The organism is Mucilaginibacter sp., from assembly GCF_039921305.1.
In the GTDB taxonomy this organism is placed as follows: Bacteria; Bacteroidota; Bacteroidia; order Sphingobacteriales; family Sphingobacteriaceae; genus Mucilaginibacter.
Window position 1 is genome coordinate 20366 of record NZ_JBDSCA010000025.1, and the last position, 21728, is coordinate 42093.

22 protein-coding genes are annotated in these 21728 nt (G+C 42.5%); 15 read left to right on the forward strand and 7 right to left on the reverse strand.

Going from position 1 to position 21728, the window contains the following annotated elements; genetic code table 11:
* Positions 1 to 69: 69 nt before the first annotated feature.
* Genes ABIN91_RS07045 through ABIN91_RS07060 form a run of 4 tightly spaced genes read left to right on the forward strand, consistent with a single transcriptional unit; the run spans position 70 to position 2747 of the window.
* Positions 70 to 390: a hypothetical protein gene (locus ABIN91_RS07045; protein ID WP_348049911.1), complete on the forward strand. Its 321-nt coding sequence runs from the start codon at positions 70 to 72 to the stop codon at positions 388 to 390.
* 8 nt (positions 391 to 398) lie between these two features.
* Positions 399 to 749, forward strand: a complete 351-nt coding sequence (locus ABIN91_RS07050; protein WP_348049913.1) for a hypothetical protein — start codon at positions 399 to 401, stop codon at positions 747 to 749.
* A 4-nt stretch (positions 750 to 753) separates the two neighbouring features.
* Positions 754 to 1887, forward strand: coding sequence for a glutathionylspermidine synthase family protein (locus ABIN91_RS07055; protein WP_348049915.1), 1134 nt, complete (start codon positions 754 to 756; stop codon positions 1885 to 1887).
* Complete coding sequence (locus ABIN91_RS07060; RefSeq protein WP_348049917.1) at positions 1884 to 2747, forward strand: hydroxymethylglutaryl-CoA lyase; 864 nt, start codon at positions 1884 to 1886, stop codon at positions 2745 to 2747. Before ABIN91_RS07055 ends, ABIN91_RS07060 begins: the two co-directional genes overlap by 4 nt.
* Before the next feature lie 2 nt (positions 2748 to 2749).
* On the opposite strand, the gene ABIN91_RS07065 is transcribed toward ABIN91_RS07060, so the two are convergent.
* The 3 genes from ABIN91_RS07065 to fbaA form a co-directional block, all read right to left on the reverse strand.
* Positions 2750 to 3169 (reverse strand): GNAT family N-acetyltransferase, encoded by a 420-nt coding sequence (locus tag ABIN91_RS07065; protein ID WP_348049919.1) that lies wholly within the window; start codon positions 3167 to 3169, stop codon positions 2750 to 2752.
* Complete coding sequence (locus ABIN91_RS07070) at positions 3153 to 3650, reverse strand: low affinity iron permease family protein (RefSeq protein WP_348049921.1); 498 nt, start codon at positions 3648 to 3650, stop codon at positions 3153 to 3155. The genes ABIN91_RS07065 and ABIN91_RS07070 overlap by 17 nt, the downstream gene beginning before the upstream one ends.
* Positions 3651 to 3724: 74 nt before the next feature.
* A complete protein-coding gene (gene fbaA, locus ABIN91_RS07075) occupies positions 3725 to 4804 on the reverse strand; it encodes a class II fructose-bisphosphate aldolase (RefSeq protein ID WP_348049923.1) in 1080 nt (359 codons plus the stop codon).
* A gap of 217 nt (positions 4805 to 5021) precedes the next feature.
* On the opposite strand from fbaA, the gene accD reads away from it, so the two are divergent.
* Positions 5022 to 5867: an acetyl-CoA carboxylase, carboxyltransferase subunit beta gene (gene accD / locus ABIN91_RS07080; protein WP_348050197.1), complete on the forward strand. Its 846-nt coding sequence runs from the start codon at positions 5022 to 5024 to the stop codon at positions 5865 to 5867.
* A gap of 345 nt (positions 5868 to 6212) precedes the next feature.
* Here accD and ABIN91_RS07085 read toward each other — a convergent pair whose 3' ends face one another.
* From ABIN91_RS07085 to ABIN91_RS07095, 3 genes are all read right to left on the reverse strand, one after another.
* On the reverse strand, positions 6213 to 7106 hold the full coding sequence (locus ABIN91_RS07085) for an MBL fold metallo-hydrolase (RefSeq protein ID WP_348049925.1): 894 nt from the start codon (positions 7104 to 7106) through the stop codon (positions 6213 to 6215).
* Between the two features lie 87 nt (positions 7107 to 7193).
* Positions 7194 to 7796 carry a hypothetical protein gene (locus ABIN91_RS07090; RefSeq protein ID WP_348049927.1) on the reverse strand — a complete coding sequence of 201 codons (603 nt, stop codon included), beginning with the start codon at positions 7794 to 7796 and terminating at the stop codon, positions 7194 to 7196.
* A 176-nt stretch (positions 7797 to 7972) separates the two neighbouring features.
* The gene (locus ABIN91_RS07095; RefSeq protein ID WP_348049929.1) at positions 7973 to 8668 is read right to left on the reverse strand and encodes a CoA transferase subunit A; all 696 of its coding nucleotides are present in this window, start codon (positions 8666 to 8668) and stop codon (positions 7973 to 7975) included.
* A 194-nt stretch (positions 8669 to 8862) separates the two neighbouring features.
* On the opposite strand from ABIN91_RS07095, the gene ABIN91_RS07100 reads away from it, so the two are divergent.
* Positions 8863 to 9360 (forward strand): hypothetical protein, encoded by a 498-nt coding sequence (locus ABIN91_RS07100; protein WP_348049931.1) that lies wholly within the window; start codon positions 8863 to 8865, stop codon positions 9358 to 9360.
* A gap of 139 nt (positions 9361 to 9499) precedes the next feature.
* On the opposite strand, the gene ABIN91_RS07105 is transcribed toward ABIN91_RS07100, so the two are convergent.
* Positions 9500 to 10579 carry an SGNH/GDSL hydrolase family protein gene (locus tag ABIN91_RS07105; RefSeq protein ID WP_348049933.1) on the reverse strand — a complete coding sequence of 360 codons (1080 nt, stop codon included), beginning with the start codon at positions 10577 to 10579 and terminating at the stop codon, positions 9500 to 9502.
* Positions 10580 to 11190: 611 nt separating this feature from the next.
* Here ABIN91_RS07105 and mraZ point away from each other — a divergent pair.
* The 9 genes from mraZ to murG all read left to right on the forward strand — a co-directional run bounded on the left by mraZ (position 11191) and on the right by murG (position 21707).
* The gene (gene mraZ, locus ABIN91_RS07110) at positions 11191 to 11655 is read left to right on the forward strand and encodes a division/cell wall cluster transcriptional repressor MraZ (protein WP_348049935.1); all 465 of its coding nucleotides are present in this window, start codon (positions 11191 to 11193) and stop codon (positions 11653 to 11655) included.
* The gene (rsmH, locus tag ABIN91_RS07115; RefSeq protein ID WP_348049937.1) at positions 11648 to 12550 is read left to right on the forward strand and encodes a 16S rRNA (cytosine(1402)-N(4))-methyltransferase RsmH; all 903 of its coding nucleotides are present in this window, start codon (positions 11648 to 11650) and stop codon (positions 12548 to 12550) included. The genes mraZ and rsmH overlap by 8 nt, the downstream gene beginning before the upstream one ends.
* Entirely contained in the window at positions 12547 to 12951 is a 405-nt protein-coding gene (locus ABIN91_RS07120) for an FtsL-like putative cell division protein (protein WP_348049939.1), read from the forward strand. The genes rsmH and ABIN91_RS07120 overlap by 4 nt, the downstream gene beginning before the upstream one ends.
* The gene (locus ABIN91_RS07125) at positions 12948 to 15047 is read left to right on the forward strand and encodes a penicillin-binding protein (protein WP_348049941.1); all 2100 of its coding nucleotides are present in this window, start codon (positions 12948 to 12950) and stop codon (positions 15045 to 15047) included. Before ABIN91_RS07120 ends, ABIN91_RS07125 begins: the two co-directional genes overlap by 4 nt.
* Positions 15044 to 16507: a UDP-N-acetylmuramoyl-L-alanyl-D-glutamate--2,6-diaminopimelate ligase gene (locus tag ABIN91_RS07130; protein ID WP_348049943.1), complete on the forward strand. Its 1464-nt coding sequence runs from the start codon at positions 15044 to 15046 to the stop codon at positions 16505 to 16507. The genes ABIN91_RS07125 and ABIN91_RS07130 overlap by 4 nt, the downstream gene beginning before the upstream one ends.
* Positions 16508 to 16510: 3 nt before the next feature.
* Positions 16511 to 17752, forward strand: coding sequence for a phospho-N-acetylmuramoyl-pentapeptide-transferase (mraY, locus tag ABIN91_RS07135; RefSeq protein WP_348049945.1), 1242 nt, complete (start codon positions 16511 to 16513; stop codon positions 17750 to 17752).
* 70 nt (positions 17753 to 17822) lie between these two features.
* A complete protein-coding gene (gene murD, locus ABIN91_RS07140) occupies positions 17823 to 19211 on the forward strand; it encodes a UDP-N-acetylmuramoyl-L-alanine--D-glutamate ligase (RefSeq protein WP_348049947.1) in 1389 nt (462 codons plus the stop codon).
* A gap of 79 nt (positions 19212 to 19290) precedes the next feature.
* Positions 19291 to 20457, forward strand: coding sequence for an FtsW/RodA/SpoVE family cell cycle protein (locus ABIN91_RS07145; protein WP_348049949.1), 1167 nt, complete (start codon positions 19291 to 19293; stop codon positions 20455 to 20457).
* Between the two features lie 65 nt (positions 20458 to 20522).
* Positions 20523 to 21707, forward strand: coding sequence for an undecaprenyldiphospho-muramoylpentapeptide beta-N-acetylglucosaminyltransferase (gene murG / locus ABIN91_RS07150; RefSeq protein WP_348049951.1), 1185 nt, complete (start codon positions 20523 to 20525; stop codon positions 21705 to 21707).
* Positions 21708 to 21728 lie beyond the last annotated feature (21 nt).

The window sequence follows — 21728 nt, forward strand, 5'->3', positions numbered from 1 at the left end:
TACATCTTCCATTTTTACCTTTTCCATCTTACATAATTTACTGTATGTTTGGGTAAATATATCATACCAATGAAACAACTTTTACCTGCAGCATTTATACTTTGCCTTTTTTTAGCTGCTTGTGATGACGACAATGGGGATAAAGCCAAAGAAGTTGACACTAAGGGCAGTATCGCGGTAACGCTAAGTACACAACACATCGACTCGCTTAAAGACCTGGTTACTACACATTATGTAGTTTGGAAACAAGGCGCAAAACTTAAAGAGTTTGATGTTAAAGATACCATACCAAGCTTAGGTAAAACCAAAACCGAAGGCGAGGACGACGATGGCAATACGAAGGATATGGTTATCCCGAAGGATTACGATTTTTTTGTAACTGTTAAATAGCCGATAAGATGAAAAAATCGAAAGCTATTACATTAGTGCTGGTTACCGGCTTATTGGGTTGTAGCCACAACAAACCGGAGCATAACCGGCTTTATATGCGTACCGATTCTACCGGTAATTATACCCATGCTACAACCGGCTATCATGGTTATTATGTATTCCACGCGTTTGGCACTTATTACCCCGGCGCATACTATGGCAATGGGTATGGCGGCTACTACGGTGGCGCTTATGGAGGCCGTAGTGGTTATATCCGTCAGGGTTATTCCAATAGTGGCGTTCACTCTTCAGAAGGCGGCGGCGTATCCCGTGGCGGTTTTGGGAGTTCGGGCGGGTTTCATGCTTCATCATCTTCATAATACTATGCATCGCATTAAAACTACGCCACGCAATAACTGGCAAAAAACGGTTGAAGGTTTAGGTTTCGGCTTTCATACAACCGATGTGCCGTATTGGGATGAAGCCGTTTATTACAGTTTTACCATGCCCGAGATTGAAAAACTAGAGACAGTTACAGCCGAGCTTTGGGATATGTGCGTACAAGCTGTACAGCATGTGATTGACAATAACCTGTTTGAGGCCTTTAAGATACCGGCTTTTATAGTTCCGCATATTATTGATTCGTGGAATAATGATGCTCCGGCTATATACGGAAGGTTTGATTTATGGTACGATGGTATTGGCGAACCTAAACTGATAGAGTTTAATGCCGATACGCCTACATCGCTATTTGAAGCATCAATAGTGCAATGGTTTTGGTTGAAGGATTTTGATGAGCCGAAGGATCAGTTTAACTCGTTACACGAGAAGCTGATCGATTACTGGAAGTACCTTAAAACTTACCTGCACCAGGATAAGCTATATTTTACCTGTATAAAAGATAGTTTGGAAGATTTTACTACCACAGCTTACATGCAGGATTGCGCCATGCAGGGCGGATTGGAAACCAGCTTTATTTACATTGAAGATATTGGTTGGGACAATGGTAACCGCTGTTTTGTTGATCTGGATAATAATCCGATCCGTAACATATTTAAGCTTTACCCTTATGAGTGGATGGTGAATGAAGACTTTGGACAGAACATAGTTGCCGATACGCAAAATGCTTATTGGGTTGAGCCAACCTGGAAAATGATACTAAGCAACAAAGCGATACTCCCCATTTTATGGCAGCTATTTCCGTATCATAAAAACCTGCTACCATCGTATTTCACCCGCAGCAACCTGAAGAATTATGTAAAGAAACCGATCCTATCCCGCGAAGGCGCAAACATTACCATAGTTGAAAATGAGCAAGTGATAGCCAATACCGAAGGCGAATACGGCGAGGAAGGTTACATTTTTCAGGAGCTATGCAAACTGCCTGATTTTGATGGTAACTACCCGGTTATTGGTAGCTGGATTGTTGGGCAACAACCCGCGGGTATGGGTATCAGGGAATCTGACGGATTGATAACCAGCAATACAAGCCGGTTTGTACCTCATTTAATTGTATGATAGGAAAGCCAGCCATAAAACTGACTGAATGCCCACGCGATGCGATGCAGGGCTTACATGATTTTGTGCCGACTGATATCAAAGCTGAGTATATTAACCTGTTGTTGCAGGTTGGTTTTGATACGATAGATTTTGGCAGTTTTGTATCGCCTAAGGCTATTCCGCAAATGCGGGACACGGCGGATGTGCTGGCTCGACTTGATCTGGGTAAGAGCAAATCAAAATTATTGGCCATTATAGCTAATTTACGTGGTGCCGAAGATGCGGTACAGTTTGACGAGATCAGCTATCTGGGGTTTCCGTTTTCCATATCAGAAACCTTTCAGCAGCAGAATACCAACTCCAGTATCAAGGAATCGTTCGAAACGGTTAAAAAGGCGAATAAGCTTTGTAGTGAAAATAATAAGGAGTTGTTGGTGTACCTATCTATGGCTTTTGGTAACCCTTATGGAGATGAATGGAGCCACCAGATTGTAGCTCAATGGGCCGGACAAATGGTTAGTGAAGGCATCCGCATTATCTCGCTGGCGGATACTACCGGGGTTTCCACTCCTGAAAAGATCAGCGAGATTTACCCTACTCTAAGGTCAGATTTTCCGGAAACGGAATTTGGTGTGCATTTGCATTCGACACCACAAAGCAGCTTAGAAAAGATAAAAGCTGCTTATGAGTGCGGTTGCGAACGTTTTGATAGCGCCTTAAAAGGTTTTGGTGGCTGCCCAATGGCCGCTGATGATTTGACGGGGAATATTGCTACTGAGAATGTTATCAGTTATTTGCAACAACAAGGGGTTGAGTTGGACCTCAATATGGATAAATGGAATGAGGCGATGGCTTATTCGACGAAGATATTTGGGTAAATTTATCCTACGAATACCATTTTATAATGCCTTATACCTGCTTCTTCAAACTCCGGTCCGGTTTTCTCGAAGTTAAATTTCTCGTATAAGCCTACCGCTTGTATTTGCGCATGCAGGTAAACGTAGCCCGCATCGGTTGGTAAATCGTTCAATACGGCCCTAACCAAAGCCTGACCTACGCCATGGCCCCTGAATTTTGATAGTACGGCAAAACGTTCCAGTTTGTAGCCCTTATCCGTTTTACGCCAGCGTGCTGCTCCGGCAGGAATACCATCAACGGTGGCTAAGAAATGGTTGGATTCTTCTTCGTGCTCCCATTCCAGTTCGGGTGGGCAATGTTGCTCGCCAACAAAAACTTCGCGCCTTACAGCGAAAACCTTTTCCAGATCATCATGAGCATATACTTTATTTACTTTCGGCATTAGCTTTCTTTTTATCGCGTTCCCTATGGCGATTCACCCCTTCCGATTTTAACTGGTGATTATCATCAGCCGCATCTATAGAGTGGGTGCAGCCCAAATCGTCTTCCTGTTTAGCTAAGATAGATAATCGAACGTAAAACTTATGCAACTGATCCAGTTCCTTTTCGGTAATATCTTCAATATTCACCATCCGGTTACTGGCGCCCTGATGAGCGGCGATTAATTCGTTCAATTTTAGATGGATAGCTTTTGAATCTTTATTCTGAGATTTCTGGATCAAAAACACCATCAGGAAGGTAATAATGGTAGTACCCGTGTTAATGATAAGCTGCCAGGTTGTAGAATATTGAAATACAGGCCCGGTTGCTCCCCATATCACTATAGACGCCACCGCCAGCAAAAATGCGGTTGAACTACCCGTAGCATTTGTGGCCCAATTTGAAAACCGTTCGAAGAAATTTTTCTTTATCTTTTGAGACATAATGTTGCAATTTATAGGGTAACAAAAAAACGCCAGTGTTGTTGCTGGCGTTCTTTTATTTAATGCGGTTTTAATTATAGCTTACTGTTCACATCCAAGCAATTCAGATCTTCGAAAGCCGCGGTTAAGCGCTTAACAAACTGGTCTTCGCCTTTGCGTAACCAAACGCGTGGGTCATAATATTTTTTGTTTGGAGAATCCTCGCCATCAGGGCTACCAATTTGTGTTTGCAAATAGCCTTCTTTTGATTGGTAGTAATCTTTAATACCTTCCCAAAATGCCCATTGCATATCGGTATCAATGTTCATTTTGATAGCACCGTAAGAGATAGCCTCGCGAATTTCTTCCTGACTTGAACCAGAACCACCGTGGAATACAAAGTTGATCGGTTTTTCGGCAGTAAGGTTATATTTCTTTTTCACATACTCTTGCGAGTTGTGTAATATTTTTGGTTCCAACTTAACGTTCCCTGGTTTGTAAACACCATGTACGTTACCAAAAGCGGCAGCAACGGTAAAGCGCGGGCTAACTTTTGATAAGTGCTCATAAGAGTAACCCACTTCTTCGGGCTGGGTATATAAACGTGAACTATCAACGTCAGAGTTATCTACACCATCTTCTTCGCCACCGGTAACACCAAGCTCAATCTCTAAAGTCATGCCCATTTTGGCCATACGCTCTAAATATTTGGCAGATATCTCGATATTCTCTTCGATAGGCTCTTCAGATAGATCCAACATGTGAGATGAAAATAAAGGTTTCCCGGTTTCGGCAAAAAACTTCTCGCCATGATCAAGCAAACCATCAATCCATGGTAATAATTTTTTAGCGGCATGGTCTGTATGCAAAATAACGGCTACACCATAATGCTCGGCCAATAAGTGCACGTGCTTTGCAGCAGATACACCACCTAAAATACAAGCTTGCAGTTTAGAGTTATCTAACGATTTACCTGCGTAAAACTGCGCGCCACCATTCGATAGCTGGATAATAACCGGTGAGTTAACCGCTTTGGCAGTTTCCATAACCGCGTTAATAGAGTTTGTACCTATTACGTTAACCGCAGGCAAAGCAAACTGGTGCTTTTTAGCTGCTTCAAACATCTCCTGCACTTGGTCGCCGTGCAATACGCCTTTATAATTTTTAATGCTCATTTCTCAGTTTTTTGGTTTGTTGGCCGAAGTTAAAAATTAATTGTAAAATACTTTATTCTTATTGTGTTATTTAGCTATAAAACATCAATTTAAACGCCGCAATCCATTACAATTAGCTTATTGTACTATTAACACCATCGTATATCCTAAATTAACATTTTACCTATTAAGTATTAACTGCTATCTTTGCAGTCAATTGAAAGAGAAAGACACAGTAATGGCGTGGTTTAAAAGAGAATCCAAAGGGATTATAACTACTACCGAAGAAAAAAAAGAAGCGCCCGATGGGATTTGGAACAAGTGTCCGAATTGTAAAAAGCCGCTTCACTACTCTGAGCAGGTAGAAAATCAATATGTTTGTCACTATTGCGATTATCATTTACGGATAGGTTCAAAAGAATATTTTTCTGTATTGTTTGATAATAACGAGTTTACCGAGTTGTTTCCCAATCTAACGTCTGGTGATCCATTGAATTTTGTGGATACCAAGAAATACACCGCCCGTTTAGAAGAGAGCATGGAAAAAACCGGCTTAAAAGATGCTATCCGCGCGGCGCATGGCAAAATTGATGGGCAGGATCTGGTTGTTGCCTGTATGGATTTCAATTTCATCGGCGGCTCCATGGGATCGGTAGTAGGCGAAAAAATAGCGCGATCTATCGATTATAGCATCAAAAACAAAATACCATTCCTGATGATATCCAAATCAGGCGGAGCACGTATGATGGAAGCCGCATTCTCGTTAATGCAAATGGCTAAAACATCGGCTAAACTGGCTTTATTATCATTAGCTAAAATACCTTACATATCGTTATTAACCGACCCAACTACCGGTGGGGTAACCGCATCATATGCCATGTTAGGCGATATTAACATTGCCGAACCAGGTGCTTTAATAGGCTTCGCTGGCCCGCGTGTTATTAAAGAAACGATCAAAAAAGATTTACCTAAAGGTTTCCAAACTGCCGAATTTGTTCAGGAGCATGGTTTCTTAGACTTTATAGTCGATCGCCGCGAAATGAAAGCCAAACTGGCTATGTTTTTGAAGATGATGGCGAACTAAGATAGTTTATGGATCATCTTAATGATTCATAGCAAGATATATCTAAGGCGATAGTTTTAAGTAACTGTCGCCTTTATTATTATTGTTATTAACTAAATTAGTCAATGCAATTAGCGTCAGTTATATATTTGTTGGCATTATTTGTTTGGGTGCGCTCCGGTTCTTACAAAACATAGCCTTCGATTATCATGAGAATAAATAATAGCACTTATTTAGCTAAACTAAGAGTTTAAACTTATCTTGATTGCCGATGCATCAAGTAACAGAGCATTAAACTTAACCAAACGCCAGGTGATCAAGTATCTTGATTAACCTCACAAAAATGCCGCAAGTAAGCGATTGGAATTAACCTGCGCTCAATTCGTCAAACGCGGCGCCTAAACTTCGTTGAATGCCCTGTCCCTGCCATTCGGTAACTCCGGGTATAGCCGTAGCTTGTGATACCTCATCTTTAGTTTTGCCGGCTTTAATTTGTGATCCAACAAAGGCTACCAAATTCTCCATATAATTTTGCATAGCTTTCAGGTCGGCCATAGTACCCGTTACCTTTTCGGGATCAAAAGCATGGCCAAAAACAAATTGGGTGTCTTTATTGAAAGTTTTTTGCGCGGTTTCGAGCGCTACGGCCCAGTGTCTTACAGATGCCCCCGCTTTGGGATCAACAACCGGGTAACGGCGATTAAAAACCAGGTCGCCAGTATGTACAACATTGGCATTTTCAAAATGGATCATGGCATCGCCATTGGTATGGCCCGGGCCAAAATAATGAGCTTGAATACTTTCGTCACCTACTTTTATTTTCCAGGTATCGGTAAAAGTGGTATCAGGGTACAATTGAGCGCTCTCTTTACCGGCAGTTGCCGCCTTCTGATTAATTAACGAATTGGCATGCGCCGCCACATTCTTAGCCAAATCTTTAAAAGCGATATTTCCGCTCGTATGATCGCCATGGTGATGGGTATTGATCAACCATTGGAAAGGCTTATCCGATTGCTTCTTCAATTCATCTATCAAATGCGGAGCTGTATTAGGGAACTGCGCATCAACAACAACAATACCCTCTTTATTTACCAAATAAGCAATAGTACCACCTTGCTCAGTAAAAATGCCTACATTATTGCGCAGGGCTTTCATTTTATATTTCTGATCTTGCAAAATGGCAGCAAAACCCTGATTACGCAAAGCGGCAATTGATGCCATGGATAAACCCGCGCTTAATAGAAATTTACGACGTTCCATAAACAATGAATTTTTATTCAAGGTATGGATTTAATCAGATAAAAACTACACTGGCGTAAAGGCACAGTGTAGCTCCATCAATATCAATTATAGGTTGTAAGCCCCGTGCTCACCAGTTGTTGAACCGGCTCCCGGCTCATGATCAACCATTCTTTTACTTTGGCGATCGTGAGATTCATCAGTAAACGTTGGGTCGAGGTTATTCAATGTGGCAGCATTTCTATCCGGATTTTCGGTGGTATTGGGTTGCGAAACCTCATTTGGTTCCTTGTAATTCACCTCGTCATCTTTAGCCTGCTCCACATTATCGTTATCCGGATAATCTAATTCTTCATTACCCGATTCGCCTTCCTCAGGTATTTCATTCGGGTCCGGACCGTTTTGAACAGATGATGCTAAACTACCAAACTGATCATTCCTAACGCTATGTAAATCGGCATTAGCCTCATCGTTATCTTCCAGGTCATCCTCGTCCAGGTCGGTTTCATTCACATTAGCTTCATTCCATTCATCATCTCCATCAACATCCAGGTCACTACCTGTTAGGTCATCATCGCTTAGGTTTTGATCATCCTCGTCGGTATCCAGGTTATATTTATTCTCGTCAAGCCTCGAATCGGCTGCCTGGCTGTTATTGTTCTCGAACTGTCCATCCCGGTCATTCCAAGACTCTTGATTTATCGTTGTCATAGGTTATATTTTTAGATGTTTACAATAAACATTGGTACCTATAACAAGTAAAATATTTCGTAAATGTTTTTAATTATTTCAAATAACGAAACTTGGTTTTAGCCCTAAAGTCGGTAAAGTTCGGAAGGAAATTGATGCATGCTTCTTTCGGACTTCCCGACTCCCGGACTTTCCGACTACGCTGTACGAACTGTACGGTGTTCAATCCTCTTTTCATAATCCACACCTTTAAAAATACGGTGAACATAAATACCGGGTGTATGTATCTGATCGGGATCTAATTCGCCCGCTGGTACCAGCTCCTCTACTTCGGCAATAGTAGTTTTTCCGGCCATAGCCATTACCGGGTTAAAATTGCGGGCGGTTGATCTATAGATCAAATTACCCATAGTATCGCCTTTCCATGCTTTTACAATAGCGAAATCGGCATCAAAGGCCATTTCCATCAGGTACTCCTTGCCATTAAAGTTGCGTACCTCTTTACCAATGGCAACCTCGGTACCAATACCGGCAGGCGTAAAAATAGCGGGCATTCCATAACCCGCAGCCATACAACGGGTAGCTAATGTTCCTTGCGGGATGAGTTCCACATCAAGTTCGCCGCTCAATAACTGGCGCTCAAACTCGGCGTTTTCACCTACGTAAGATGATATCATCTTTTTCACCTGCCGTTGTTTAAGCATCAATCCAATACCAAAATCGTCAACCCCGGCATTGTTTGATATACAGGTTAAATTTTTAACCCCCTTTTTCACCAGTGCGGCAATACAATTTTCGGGCAAACCGCACAAGCCAAAACCACCTAACATTAAGGTCATACCATCAGCAATATCGCGGATAGCCTCATCGGCATTCAAAACAACTTTGTTCATGAAATATATAATTGGTGATGTAAAATTAAGGATTAGATACGAATATTGAGATTTTAGATAGGAGATAAGTGTATGGATGTCTGTCTAAATCTCATGTCCACAATCTCACATCTATCTAAAACAATTCAACAATATTAACTATTACACTATAACAACATAACAACATAACAACATAACAACATAACAATAAACTAATGAACTTACAAGATGAACCGTTAGCGAACGCTCAAGGAGAGGTTCAAAAACCAACCAACGATACCAAACCTAACGCTTACCGGGTTGATGACGACAAAAATGCCGACGAAGCCAGTCTGCGTAAAAACTATATCATAGGTGGCGAAATGAAGGATGCCAACGCGCCAGGTATGGAAGGTGAAGGCATGGGCGGCCACAAATTTGGCGGAACAAGCCATCCACCAACTGGTGATGATCCGGCTAACCCATCACAAAATGCGGGCTATACAAACGCCTACTTTGCCAAAACGGAGCCATCAGAAGAGGCACCCGAAAACAACAACTTCAAAAACGAGGCCCAGCAAGGCGAACCCGACTATCAAACCGGTAACAAGCCCTCTCCACACGAAAACAACGAACAAGAGATTCATCACGAAAGTGGTTCATCTACAAGCGATGCTCCCGAATTACCCGGCCCCGGCGAAAAACCAGAACAGCAAAAAGTAGGCGGAGCTTAAAATTATAGCAATCTATAAACACATCGAAGTGTACCGGTTGTCATCCTAAACGTCAGTCGAAGGACGGAGCGCAAAGGTCTTTCCTCTAAGTGTAACCACCATGCCAATCAAAGGCTCCCCCTTCAGGGGGTTGGGGGGCTCACCATTTCACATGGTTATCAATAAACTTGATCAAATCATCAGCCATGGTCTTTTGCTCTTCAACACTGGGGTGGCCCGGCGTATTCTTATAATCAAAAAAGTGTGTCATAATGGCTTTGTCGTTCAACCTCGAAACGGCTTTTTCAACATACCCTCTCCACGGTAAACTCTCCTTACTGGCATCCATACTACCCAAAGCACAAATAATTTGAGCGTTAGGGTATTTGCTACGGATGTTTTGAATAAACTTGCGGTAAGCCTCGGTAATAAACTCTTCCGAGGGCTGCTGATTGCCAAACCGGGCCTTAAACTGTGGTGCATCACCCTGGCGCATCATACTCGCGTCATTCTGAAACAGATTAACTACCACTACATCCGGTGTAAACTTCGAAAAATCCCAATGGCTATTCTTGTCATTAGGGTCAAGCCTGTCATACAATTCAGGCATCGTCATATCGGTATAACCAACAGTAACGCCAATACCGCTTTTGCTGATACACGAGTATTGCGCGTCATAATGTTTTGCAGTAAGCCCGGCATAACTCAGGTAATTATTTTTAAAAGGCGGCAGGTACGAGTTATTACCACCCTCAAAATCCTCAATACCATATCCCGAAGTTATCGAATCACCATAAAATTCTATTTTCCGGTTTTTAGCCGGAGGTAAAGGATTCACTTCGGCACCCTGGTTAAACTCAAAGCCGTAAAACAAGGTACTGCCATCGGCCCATTCAGTACGCTTAAAAATAAATAAGCTGTGCATGCCATTAGATAAACCCTTAGCCAAAGTATAGGTACGCTTTTCGGCATCGGGATGCAGTACAACTATCTTCCCATCAATAATAACATCAAAAAAGTTATCGCCGCGCTCATCTTTCAAACTCACCTTAGCCTCGGTACCGGTAAAGTTAACCTGCACCCAGCTGCCCGACCACATCAGTTTAACCGCATCAGTCTGGTACGCAACACGCCCCATATACCGGATATGCTCATCCTTAAAACCGATCACCTTTTGAGCGTTCGCCTGCAAACCCATAAACAAGACCGCAAACAAAAACACTATCCTATAAACGCGCATAAGTATCATTTTAAATTACATCCCGAATATAGCCCTCACAATTAACAATTGCAATGTGCTTTTAAATTTGAGGTCGTAATTCCCAATGGTCATCGGTATTTGTCGGTATTTCAATGTTTCACCCGCCCGTTGGCCGGGCTTTCTAATTCCGATCCGCGAGGAGTGGATTTGTAATCACGAAACTAAGCTAAAACTCTGCATTTCGCAATAACCAACGTAACTTATCGGTCGGTATTTACCGGTGTTTTATTACTGTTTAACGTTGGTAACTTTTAAATATTTATCCGCTAACCACAATAATCATCGTAACAATTCGGTCGGTATTTGTCGGTGTTCTCCAAATCTTGATCCTGATTTCGAATCTTAATCTTCTTCTCTACAAGATACAAAAAATCCGTCTCATTTACAAAAAAAACAGGCCGCTTCACTACTTTTCCCACCGTAAACTCAAATTTCAAAATCGGTGCAATTACACGTAATCGGTGTAATACCAACATCAAAGTGGGAGCCAAGCATTCGTAATATTTGTTGAAAACTTTTTGGTGGGAGAAAGTGGATATTTGTGGAATGTTTTTCTACTTTTACCTAACAAATTTTGGATAAGTGTACTTATGTCTCATTTTTTAGGAGAATTTGATTGTAAACTGGATACCAAAGGGAGGATGATGATTCCCGTTGGCCTCAAAAAACAGCTTCCAGAAGCTGAGAAAGAGGGTCTTGTGATCAATCGTGGCTTCGAAAAACATCTGGTGATATATGCGCGAAAGGAGTGGGATAAGATAGTGGATGACCTGGCGAAGCTTAACCAATACGAAAAAAAGACACGCGAATTTATAAGATATTTTACCCGTGGTGCATCAGAGTTGATGCCCGATGCTGCCGGAAGGGTGCTTTTGCCAAAGGCTTTGTTGGAGTATGCGGGCATTGATGCCGAGGTAGTGCTCTCGTGTCAGTTCAATAAAATTGAGGTTTGGGCTAAGTCTGCTTACGATTCACAGATGGATAACGAGCCCGAAAATTTTGCCAATCTGGCCGAAGAGGTGATGGGGCGTTTAGGGAGGGCTACTAATGAGTAATTATCATAATCCGGTTATGTTGCAGGAGTGCATTGATGGCTTGGCTATCCAGCCAGGCGGTACTTATGTTGATGTGACTTTTGGAGGTGGTGGTCATTCAAGGGAGATCTTGAAGCACCTGGGTAAGGATGGTAAACTGGTAGCCTTTGATCAGGATGTTGACGCGCAGGCGAATACGATTGATGATGAGCGTTTTGAACTGATAGATCAGAATTTTAAATACTTGAAAAACTTTTGCCGTTTGCACGGAGCGATTCCGGCGGATGGTATACTGGCCGATCTGGGTGTTTCATCCCATCAGTTTGATAAAGCGGAGCGTGGTTTTTCCACCCGTTTTGATGCTGATCTGGATATGAGGATGGATCAGGGCGCGAGTCAAACTGCTAAGGATGTGATCAATGGTTACAGCGAAGCGGAGCTACACCGCATCTTCGGGATGTATGGCGAAGTGCAAAATGCAAAAACGCTGGCCCGCACCATAGTAACGGCTCGGTTGAATAACCCGATCAATACCATTGCCGATTTAAAAAGCGCGATAGCGGTATTGTTGCCGAGGGGGAAAGAAAATAAATACCTGGCGCAGGTTTTTCAGGCGCTGCGTATCGAGGTTAATCAGGAGTTGGAGGCTTTACAGGAGTTTTTAAAACAATCGGTTGAGGTATTAGCTGTTGGTGGCCGATTGGTAGTAATGTCATACCATTCGCTGGAAGATAGATTGGTGAAAAGCTTCATCGCGAAAGGAAAGTTTAGCGGTGAACTGGAAAAGGATATTTATGGTAATGATGACAGGCCCTACGAAGCCGTGTCGCGCAAAGCCATAACTGCTACCGACGAGGAGATTAAAGTAAATAATAGGGCACGCAGTGCAAAATTAAGAATAGCGGTAAAAAGATGAACAATCGTTTACGTGCAGAGATTGCGGAAGAAGAGGAAGAGAAGGAATTGATAGTTGAAAAGAAAGCGCCTAAGGAGTTTTCTGAAAACTATTTTACCCAGCTTTTCAGCAAGGGTTTTATGTCGACCGAGTCGGCAACAAAAGCGCTTCCATTTATCTTGTACGTCGCTTTTTTGGGGATGCTTTACATCGCGAACAGGCATTTATCCGAAAAGAACCTGCGCACAATAGATAAGCTGACTAAAGAAGTAAAAGAATTAAACTGGGATTATAAATCGACCAAAGCCGATTTGGCTTATAAAAGTACACTGACAGAGGTTGCAAAACGGGTAGATACATTAGGTATCAAAATATCTGTTGAACCACCACAAAAATTAACCATTGAAAGCGATAGCAAATGAGTATCAGGACTAACATACTGCTGCGGGTTTACCTGGCTTTCGGGTTAATCGTGCTATTTGCGCTGGCCGTAGCTGTACAGCTATGCCGGGTTCAGTTTGTACAGGGTAAAAAGTGGCGTGCTATGGCTGATAGTCTTTCTACTAAATATGTAAAGGTTGAGGCCGCCCGTGGTAATATCTTCTCTTATGATGGGAGTTTATTGGCAACATCGGTTCCTGAATATGAGTTGCACATGGATATGCTGGCCGGTGGCATTGCCGACGATCATATCTTTTACGAAAAGATAGATTCGCTAGCGTTAAAAATGGCCCAGTTTTTTGGCGACCACTCGGCAAGTGATTACTCGCGCATGTTTAGGGATGCCCGTAAAGATAGTTCGCGTTATGAACTGGTTCGTCGTAATGTAACTTATCAGGAGTTAAAACAGGTTCGTAAGTTCCCCATCTTCAATATGGGCAAGTATAAAGGCGGCTTGATCATCGTACAAAAAAACAAACGCATACTGCCTTTCCGTTCGTTAGCGGCCCGTACCATTGGTTATAAAAATGAGAACATCACTAACCCGGTTGGTTTGGAAGGTGCTTACTCAGGCTACATCAATGGCGAAAGCGGCCAGCGCTTAATGCAGCGTATTGCGGGTGGTGTTTGGATGCCGGTTAACAGCAATGGCGATGAAGAAGAAATTGAGCCTAAAGAAGGCGCCGATATTATGTCGACTATCGATGTTAATTTTCAGGATGTAGCTCAAAAAGCATTAGAAAAGCAACTGATCAAAAGCGATGCCGATCACGGTTGCGTTATCCTGATGGAAGTTGCCACTGGCGAAGTTCGTGCCGTTGCCAATTATTCAAAAGTAAGTACGGGTATCTATAAAGAGCAATTCAATTATGCCATAGCAGGTAATCAGGATCCCGGCTCAACCTTCAAACTGGCATCATACATGGCTTTGCTGGAAGATCATAAAGTGGATACCAGTACCCGTGTAAATACAGGCGAGTATAGGATACCCAATCATACCATCAAAGATTCGCACGGCAGTATTGGCGTTGTTTCGGTTAAAAGAGCCTTTGAAGAATCATCAAATGCGGCAGTCGCTTTCCTGATCAATAACGCTTACCATAATAACCAATCACAATTTACCGATCATTTATATAATTGGAAACTGAATGAAAAAATGGGTCTGCAAATACCCGGCGAAGCACAGCCGGTTGTTAAAAACCCTAAAAACAAAAGCTGGAACAAAAACATGACCCTGCCACAAATGGCTTATGGTTACGAAATGCAGCTAACGCCATTAAAAATGCTCTCGTTTTATAACGCGGTTGCTAATAATGGCAAATACGTATCACCGCTTTTTGTTCGCGAGATTAAAAGATTGGGCAATACTGTTGAGCGCTTTCAGGCTCATGTTATCAACCCGCAGATATCTAACCCGGCAACTATTAAGATCATGCGAGAAATGCTGGAAGGTGTAGTATCCGAAGGTACAGGTAAAACGATCATCAACAATCCGCTATATAAAATTGCCGGTAAAACCGGTACAGCGCAGGTTGCCGACGGTAGAGCTGGCTACAAGGCTAAAAAGCAGTACCAGGCATCATTTTGCGGTTACTTCCCGGCAGATCATCCTAAATATTCGTTGATCGTGGTGGTTAATGATCCTAAAGGAAGTTATTATGCCGCGCAGGTAGCTGGCCCGCCATTCCGCGAGATAGCAGATAAAGTTTATTCGAGCGATTTGAAAATGGAGCAAGCAGCACCTATTCGTTTGGTAGGTAACACGCAACCCGCAAAAGTTAAAATTGGTGATAGGAAAGCCATACAACAAGTTTACAGCAAACTGGGTATGAAACCGCTTTACGCATCAAATACTCCGGTAACCGATACTAGTAATGGTGTTGCTGTAGACGATGTAAAATATAAAAAAGGCATGGTTCCATCGGTAACGGGCATGGGTTTAAGCGATGCCTTGTATGCCTTGGGCAATGCAGGTTATAAAGTAAATGTACGTGGAAGTGGTGTTGTGGCCAGGCAATCGGTAACAGGTGGTAGCATTATTCCAAAGGGCTCAAAAATTCAAATCGAACTGGAATGAGATATCTAAGCGAAATATTAAATGGCGTACCGGCAACCGAGTTGCAGGGAGCTGATGATATGGAAATCACATCCATTGTGTTCGATTCGCGCAAGGTTGCGCCGGGCTGTCTGTTCGTTGCTGTTAAAGGTACTGTGGTTGATGGGCACGAATATATTGAACAAGCTATTAGAGACGGAGCTGTTGCCATTATATGCGAAGATCTCCCGGGCCACACAACTGGCGAAGTAGCCTTCGTAATGGTTGCCGATTCTGCCGTTGCCTTAGGGCAAATGGCCGCTAACTTTTACGGGCATCCCTCTAAAAAACTAAAGCTGGTTGGCGTTACCGGTACTAATGGTAAAACCACAGTAGCTACATTATTATACCAATTATTCCGTGATCTGGGTTATAAATGCGGGTTGCTGTCAACAGTAGAAAATCAGATCAACGGCAAAGTTATCCCGGCAACTCATACCACGCCAGACCAGGTTGTGCTGAATGGTTTGTTGAACGATATGATTGATCAGGGTTGCGATTACTGCTTTATGGAAGTAAGCTCACATGCCGTAGCTCAACATCGTATCGAGGGTTTAGAGTTCTCTGGTGCAATATTCACTAACCTAACTCACGATCACTTAGATTATCACAAAACATTCGATAATTATCTAAAAGCTAAAAAGACGTTTTTCGATACCCTACCTAAAACAGCTTTCGCCCTAACCAATATCGACGATAAGAACGGCAACATCATGTTGCAAAATACCAAAGCCAGTAAAAAAAGCTACGCTTTAAAAAGCCTGGCCGATTTTAAAGCTAAAATATTAGAGAATCAATTTGGCGGTTTGCTTTTACAGATAGACAACGAAGAGGTTTGGTTTAAAATGGTAGGCAGTTTCAACGCTTACAATTTACTTGCCGTTTATGGTGCAGCTATTCTGTTAGGTCAGGATAAAACTAAAGTGCTAACCTCATTAAGCAAACTAACAGGTGCCGAGGGTAGGTTTGATTACCTGATATCGCCAAATAAAGTGATCGCGATAGTTGATTATGCCCATACGCCGGATGCTGTTCAAAATGTATTAAGCACTATTCACGATATCCGCAAAGGGACAGAAAAGGTAATAACCGTTATTGGTTGTGGTGGCGATAGGGATAAAACCAAACGCCCCATTATGGCTAAAGTAGCTTGTCAATGGAGCGATAAGGTTATCCTCACATCAGATAATCCCCGGTCAGAAAACCCTGCACAGATCATTAAAGATATGGAAGTAGGCGTTGATGCCGAAGGCAAAAAGAAAACCATCAGCATAACCGACAGGCACGAAGCGATAAAAACCGCTTGTCACTTAGCCTCACCAGGCGATATTGTTTTAGTAGCCGGCAAGGGTCACGAAAAATACCAGGAAATAAACGGAGTGCGAAATCACTTTGATGATAAAGAAGAATTGTTGAACAACTTTAACCAATTAGCACAATAGCCGATGCTGTATTATTTGTTTAATTATTTAGATCACAACTTTAGCATCCCTGGGATTGGTGTGTTTCAGTACATTACCTTCCGGATGGCTATGGCTGTCATCACATCGTTGATCATCACGACGGTATATGGTCGGAGGTTGATCGACTACCTGCGCTTTAAACAGGTTGGCGAAACCGTGCGTAATTTGGGTTTAGAGGGCCAAATGCAAAAACAAGGTACACCTACAATGGGTGGTATCATCATTTTACTGGGTATCCTGGTGCCTACTTTGCTATTTGCCAAACTTGAGAATGTGTACGTTATCCTGATGCTGGTTTCTACCGTTTGGTTAGGCGCCATCGGTTTCTTAGACGATTACATCAAAGTATTTAAAAAGAACAAAGAAGGTTTAGCGGGTCGTTTTAAAATAGTTGGTCAGGTTGGTTTGGCTTTGATCGTCGGCTGGACAATGTATTCAAACTCAGATATTATCATCCGTCAGGAAGTAAAACTGCCGGTTAAATATGATGTTCCGGTTGAATTTCACCTGCGTAACAACAAAGCGGTTTATACGCAAAATATTAAGTCTACCAAAACCACCATGCCGTTTTACAAAAACAATGAATTTGATTACGGCAAAGTGCTTAAACTTTTCGGGCATGGTTATGAGCATTACACCTTGCTGGTATTTATGGTTTTCGTTATCGCGATAATCGTATTTATCTCCAACGGCGCCAATATAACCGATGGGATAGATGGCCTCGCTACGGGTACATCGGCAATCATAGGGATAACGCTGGCAATCCTGGCCTATGTATCCGGTAACACGGTTATTGCCGATTACCTTAACATTATGTACATCCCTAACTCGGGCGAACTGGTGGTTTTTGCAGGAGCATTTGTTGGAGCCTGTGTGGGTTTTTTATGGTACAACTCTTATCCCGCCCAGGTATTTATGGGCGATACTGGTAGTTTGGCTATTGGTGGTATTATAGCGGTTTTCGCTATCATGATCCGTAAAGAATTATTGCTTCCATTATTATGTGGGGTATTTCTGATCGAAAATTTCTCGGTTATAATTCAGGTGGGCTGGTTCAAATACACCAAAAAGAGAACTGGCGAAGGCCAAAGGGTATTCCTGATGGCGCCTTTGCACCACCATTTTCAAAAAAGAGGTTTCCACGAAGCTAAGATCGTAACCCGTTTTTGGATCATCAGCATAGCATTAGCGGTAATAACGGTATTGACATTGAAATTGAGATAGGCCCCTAACCCCCTAAAAGGGGAACAGATAGTTTAATATAAATAGAGTTTAAAAGGAATTGAAAACAAATATGCAAAGCAGTAGCAAAGCAGCCAATCAAAAGTTCCCCCTTCAGGGGGCGGAGGGGGCTCGCCTTGTTGTTCTTGGTGCCGGCGAAAGCGGTGCAGGGGCTGCTTACCTTGCACAACAGCAGGGTTACGATGTTTTTGTTTCTGATTTTGGCGCTATCGCCGATAAATACAAAACTCAATTAACTGGGTGGGGCATCCGTTTTGAAGAACAGCAGCATACCGAAGCAGAGATACTGAACGCTACGGAAATAGTGAAAAGCCCCGGCATTCCCGATAAGGCGCCCATCATTAAAAAGATCAAAGAAAAAGGCATTGCCCTGCTTTCTGAAATTGAATTTGCAGGCAGATATACCGATGCTAAGATGATCTGTATTACCGGCTCAAATGGCAAAACCACCACCACAAGCTTAACTTACCACATCCTGAAAAATGCGGGTTTGAATGTTGGCCTGGCAGGTAACATCGGCAAAAGTTTTGCCTACCAGGTGGCTACCCAAAAGTTTGATCACTATGTGTTAGAGATCAGCAGCTTTATGCTCGATAATATGTATGAGTTTAAGGCGGATATAGCGGTGTTGTTGAACATTACACCAGATCACCTGGACCGCTACGATTATAAGCTGGAAAACTACGCGGCATCAAAATTCCGCATAGCCCAAAATCAAACCGCTGCCGATTATTTCATTTACTGCGCCGATGATGCCGAAACCATCAAAGGCATGGAAGAACGCAAATTCGCAGCGCAATTACTGCCCTTCTCAATTGAAAAACCAATTGAGCGCGGCGCATACCTTGAGCATCAAAACTTAATTATAAACACATCATTAGAACATTTTAAAATGTCATTAACCCAACTGGCCCTACAAGGCAAACACAACATCTACAACTCAATGGCTTCGGGTATTGTTGCCAAAGTACTGGAGATACGCAACGAAACGATACGTGAGAGCATGAGCGATTTCCAAAACATTGAGCACCGTTTGGAGTTTGTTGCCAAAATATCAGGCATCAGTTTCATTAACGATTCCAAGGCAACCAACGTTAACTCAACCTGGTACGCGCTCGAAAGTATGAGTAATGATGTGGTACTCATTTTAGGTGGCGTTGATAAGGGTAACGATTACGCGATGCTGAAAGAGTTGGTTAAACAAAAAGTGAAATCAATAGTGTGTTTAGGCAAAGATAACCGCCGCATTCATGATGCTTTTGAAGATGATGTTGAAATAATAGTCAATACACATTCAGCATCAGAAGCGGTGCAGGTTGCTTATCACTTAGCCGAAAAAGGCGACACGGTTTTATTATCACCGGCATGCGCCAGTTTTGATCTGTTTGAAAATTACGAAGACCGTGGCGACCAATTTAAACAAGCAGTAAAAGAATTATAGAGAATGTGCAGATCTGCAAATGTGTGAATGAAATATAAGGATCAGCGAAATTATAAAAATCAATATTAATCAACGGTAAATGATTGCCAGTTTAGATAACATATTAAATAAAACCCGGGGCGACCGATGGATATGGCTTATCGTGATCTTACTATCACTGATATCCCTGTTAGCGGTATACAGCTCAACCGGAACGCTTGCCTTTAAGCGTGGCGTGGGCGCGGAATCTATCCTGATGAAGCATTTATTCATGATAGTGGGTGGCCTTACATTGATGTATATTTCGCACAAACTGGATTATCGTTACTATGCCGGTATCTCTAAAATATTGATGGTGGTTACCATACCATTGCTGTTATACACCTTGATTTTTGGTAGCCATGTGAATGATGCCAGCCGTTGGATAGCAATACCGGGTACTGGTTTAAGCTTCCAAACTTCCGATTTGGCCAAGCTTGCACTGATTACTTTTTTAGCACGTACCTTATCGCGTAAGCAAGAGAATATTAAGGACGTTAAGGAATCGTTTATCCCCATCATGGGCTCGGTTTGTGTGATATTTATTTTGATCGCATTGGCCAACTTATCAACAGCTTTGATGTTGTTTGGTGTAAGCATTTTATTGCTGATCATCGGTCGTATCAGTATCAAGCAGATTGCTGTAGTGTGTTTAGCAGGCGCGGTTTTATTAACCGGTGTTATCTTTTTGGGTCCGAGGCGTAAAACTTACATCTCGCGTATCCACACTTTCATGCATCCCGAAAAGGTAAGTTCTGATAAATCCTTCCAGTCAGATCATGCTAAGATAGCCATCGCATCTGGCGGTATTTTCGGTAAAGGCCCGGGTAACAGTACCGAGCGTAATTATTTACCCGATTCATTTTCGGATGAGATTTACGCCATTATATGTGAGGAATATGGTTTAATAGGTGGTTTTGCATTATTGGGCATCTATTTGTTCTTGCTATATCGCTGCATTAAAATTGTCACGAAGGCGCCCAAAGCATTTGGTGCTTTGCTGGCCTGCGGCTTAAGCTTCAGTTTAACTATACAAGCGTTTGCCAACATGGCGGTAGCTGTAGGTTTAGGTCCGGTAACAGGTGTGCCTTTACCACTGGTAAGTATGGGCGGTACATCCATATTATTTACCAGTATAGCATTCGGTATCATACTCTCGGTTAGCCGCGATAATGATGAGCCACGAAAAGTAGTAGTAGGAGAAATTAGAGAAGTAGAGGCCCCCTAATCCCCCTGAAGGGGGAATGGATAGTTTGATAAAAGAGAGATAATTAACAGCATATAAACCGAGCGATGAAAAGCACTAACGAAGCATCAAATCAAAAGTTACCGAAAGGCGACTTTGCTAATCAAAAGCTCCCCCTTCAGGGGGCGGGGGGGGCTCGTGTTATCATAAGTGGCGGAGGTACAGGAGGACACATCTTCCCGGCTATCGCTATTGCCAATGCTTTAAAAAAGCTCGATCCTCAAACCGAGATTCTGTTTGTTGGTGCTTTGGGCCGTATGGAGATGGAAAAAGTTCCGGCGGCAGGTTATAAAATTATTGGTTTAGATATCCAGGGCATACAACGCAGCTCCATCTGGAAAAACGTAATGTTCCCTATCAAGTTATTAAAAAGCGTGCGCAAGGCACTCACCATTATTAAAGATTTTAAACCCGATGCCGCTGTTGGTGTAGGTGGTTATGCATCTGGCCCGTTATTGTATGCGGCATCGTTAAAAGGTATTCCTTGTTTAATACAAGAGCAAAACTCGTACGCGGGCATCACCAATAAATGGCTGGCTAAAAAGGTGCAAAAGATTTGTGTGGCTTTTGATGGTATGGATAAGTTTTTTCCTGCAGATAAGATCATAAAAACAGGTAATCCTATTCGTAAGGAGTCGGTTGATATTGCTAACAAGCGCATGTCTTCGATAGAATTAATGAAGCTATCGTCTAATAAAAAAACAATCCTGGTAACAGGTGGAAGTTTAGGCGCGGGTACTTTGAATAAAAGTGTGATGGCCGGTTTAGATAAGATTATCGCTGCCGATGTTCAGATCATCTGGCAAACAGGTAAATACTACTACAAAGGCATCATCGAAAAACTGGGTGAGGATTATCACCCTAACGTTCGGATAATGGAGTTTTTAAACCGGATGGATCTGGCTTACGCCGCTGCCGACGTAATTATATCCAGAGCAGGCGCGGGCACTATTGCCGAGTTATGTGTGATCAAAAAGCCGGTGATATTGGTACCATCGCCAAACGTTGCGGAAGATCATCAAACTAAAAATGCTTTGGCTTTAATGCAAACCAATTCGGCGGTTTTTGTTGCCGATAGAGATGCCGAAGAAAAGTTGATTGACGCGGCTTTAGAATTATTAAAAGATAAAGAGAAACAAAAAACATTAAGCACTAACATAGGTAAACTGGCCCTGCCACAAGCCGACGAAGTTATTGCTAAAGAGGTTATCCAAATAACAATTAACAATTAAATCAAGGCCCCCTTTCCCAAA

Bases quoted from the DNA above. Each gene is read 5' to 3' on its own strand.
- murG (WP_348049951.1), top strand. From the start codon at position 20,523: ATGAAAAGCACTAACGAAGCATCAAATCAAAAGTTACCGAAAGGCGAC.
- ABIN91_RS07050 (WP_348049913.1), top strand. From the start codon at position 399: ATGAAAAAATCGAAAGCTATTACATTAGTGCTGGTTACCGGCTTATTG.
- ABIN91_RS07095 (WP_348049929.1), bottom strand. From the start codon at position 8,668: ATGAACAAAGTTGTTTTGAATGCCGATGAGGCTATCCGCGATATTGCT.
- ABIN91_RS07130 (WP_348049943.1), top strand. From the start codon at position 15,044: ATGAGATATCTAAGCGAAATATTAAATGGCGTACCGGCAACCGAGTTG.
- ABIN91_RS07055 (WP_348049915.1), top strand. From the start codon at position 754: ATGCATCGCATTAAAACTACGCCACGCAATAACTGGCAAAAAACGGTT.
- ABIN91_RS07065 (WP_348049919.1), bottom strand. From the start codon at position 3,169: ATGCCGAAAGTAAATAAAGTATATGCTCATGATGATCTGGAAAAGGTT.
- mraY (WP_348049945.1), top strand. From the start codon at position 16,511: ATGCTGTATTATTTGTTTAATTATTTAGATCACAACTTTAGCATCCCT.
- murD (WP_348049947.1), top strand. From the start codon at position 17,823: ATGCAAAGCAGTAGCAAAGCAGCCAATCAAAAGTTCCCCCTTCAGGGG.
- mraZ (WP_348049935.1), top strand. From the start codon at position 11,191: ATGTCTCATTTTTTAGGAGAATTTGATTGTAAACTGGATACCAAAGGG.
- ABIN91_RS07100 (WP_348049931.1), top strand. From the start codon at position 8,863: ATGAACTTACAAGATGAACCGTTAGCGAACGCTCAAGGAGAGGTTCAA.
- ABIN91_RS07045 (WP_348049911.1), top strand. From the start codon at position 70: ATGAAACAACTTTTACCTGCAGCATTTATACTTTGCCTTTTTTTAGCT.
- ABIN91_RS07060 (WP_348049917.1), top strand. From the start codon at position 1,884: ATGATAGGAAAGCCAGCCATAAAACTGACTGAATGCCCACGCGATGCG.
- ABIN91_RS07125 (WP_348049941.1), top strand. From the start codon at position 12,948: ATGAGTATCAGGACTAACATACTGCTGCGGGTTTACCTGGCTTTCGGG.
- ABIN91_RS07070 (WP_348049921.1), bottom strand. From the start codon at position 3,650: ATGTCTCAAAAGATAAAGAAAAATTTCTTCGAACGGTTTTCAAATTGG.
- ABIN91_RS07105 (WP_348049933.1), bottom strand. From the start codon at position 10,579: ATGCGCGTTTATAGGATAGTGTTTTTGTTTGCGGTCTTGTTTATGGGT.
- ABIN91_RS07090 (WP_348049927.1), bottom strand. From the start codon at position 7,796: ATGACAACGATAAATCAAGAGTCTTGGAATGACCGGGATGGACAGTTC.
- fbaA (WP_348049923.1), bottom strand. From the start codon at position 4,804: ATGAGCATTAAAAATTATAAAGGCGTATTGCACGGCGACCAAGTGCAG.
- ABIN91_RS07120 (WP_348049939.1), top strand. From the start codon at position 12,547: ATGAACAATCGTTTACGTGCAGAGATTGCGGAAGAAGAGGAAGAGAAG.
- accD (WP_348050197.1), top strand. From the start codon at position 5,022: ATGGCGTGGTTTAAAAGAGAATCCAAAGGGATTATAACTACTACCGAA.
- rsmH (WP_348049937.1), top strand. From the start codon at position 11,648: ATGAGTAATTATCATAATCCGGTTATGTTGCAGGAGTGCATTGATGGC.
- ABIN91_RS07085 (WP_348049925.1), bottom strand. From the start codon at position 7,106: ATGGAACGTCGTAAATTTCTATTAAGCGCGGGTTTATCCATGGCATCA.
- ABIN91_RS07145 (WP_348049949.1), top strand. From the start codon at position 19,291: ATGATTGCCAGTTTAGATAACATATTAAATAAAACCCGGGGCGACCGA.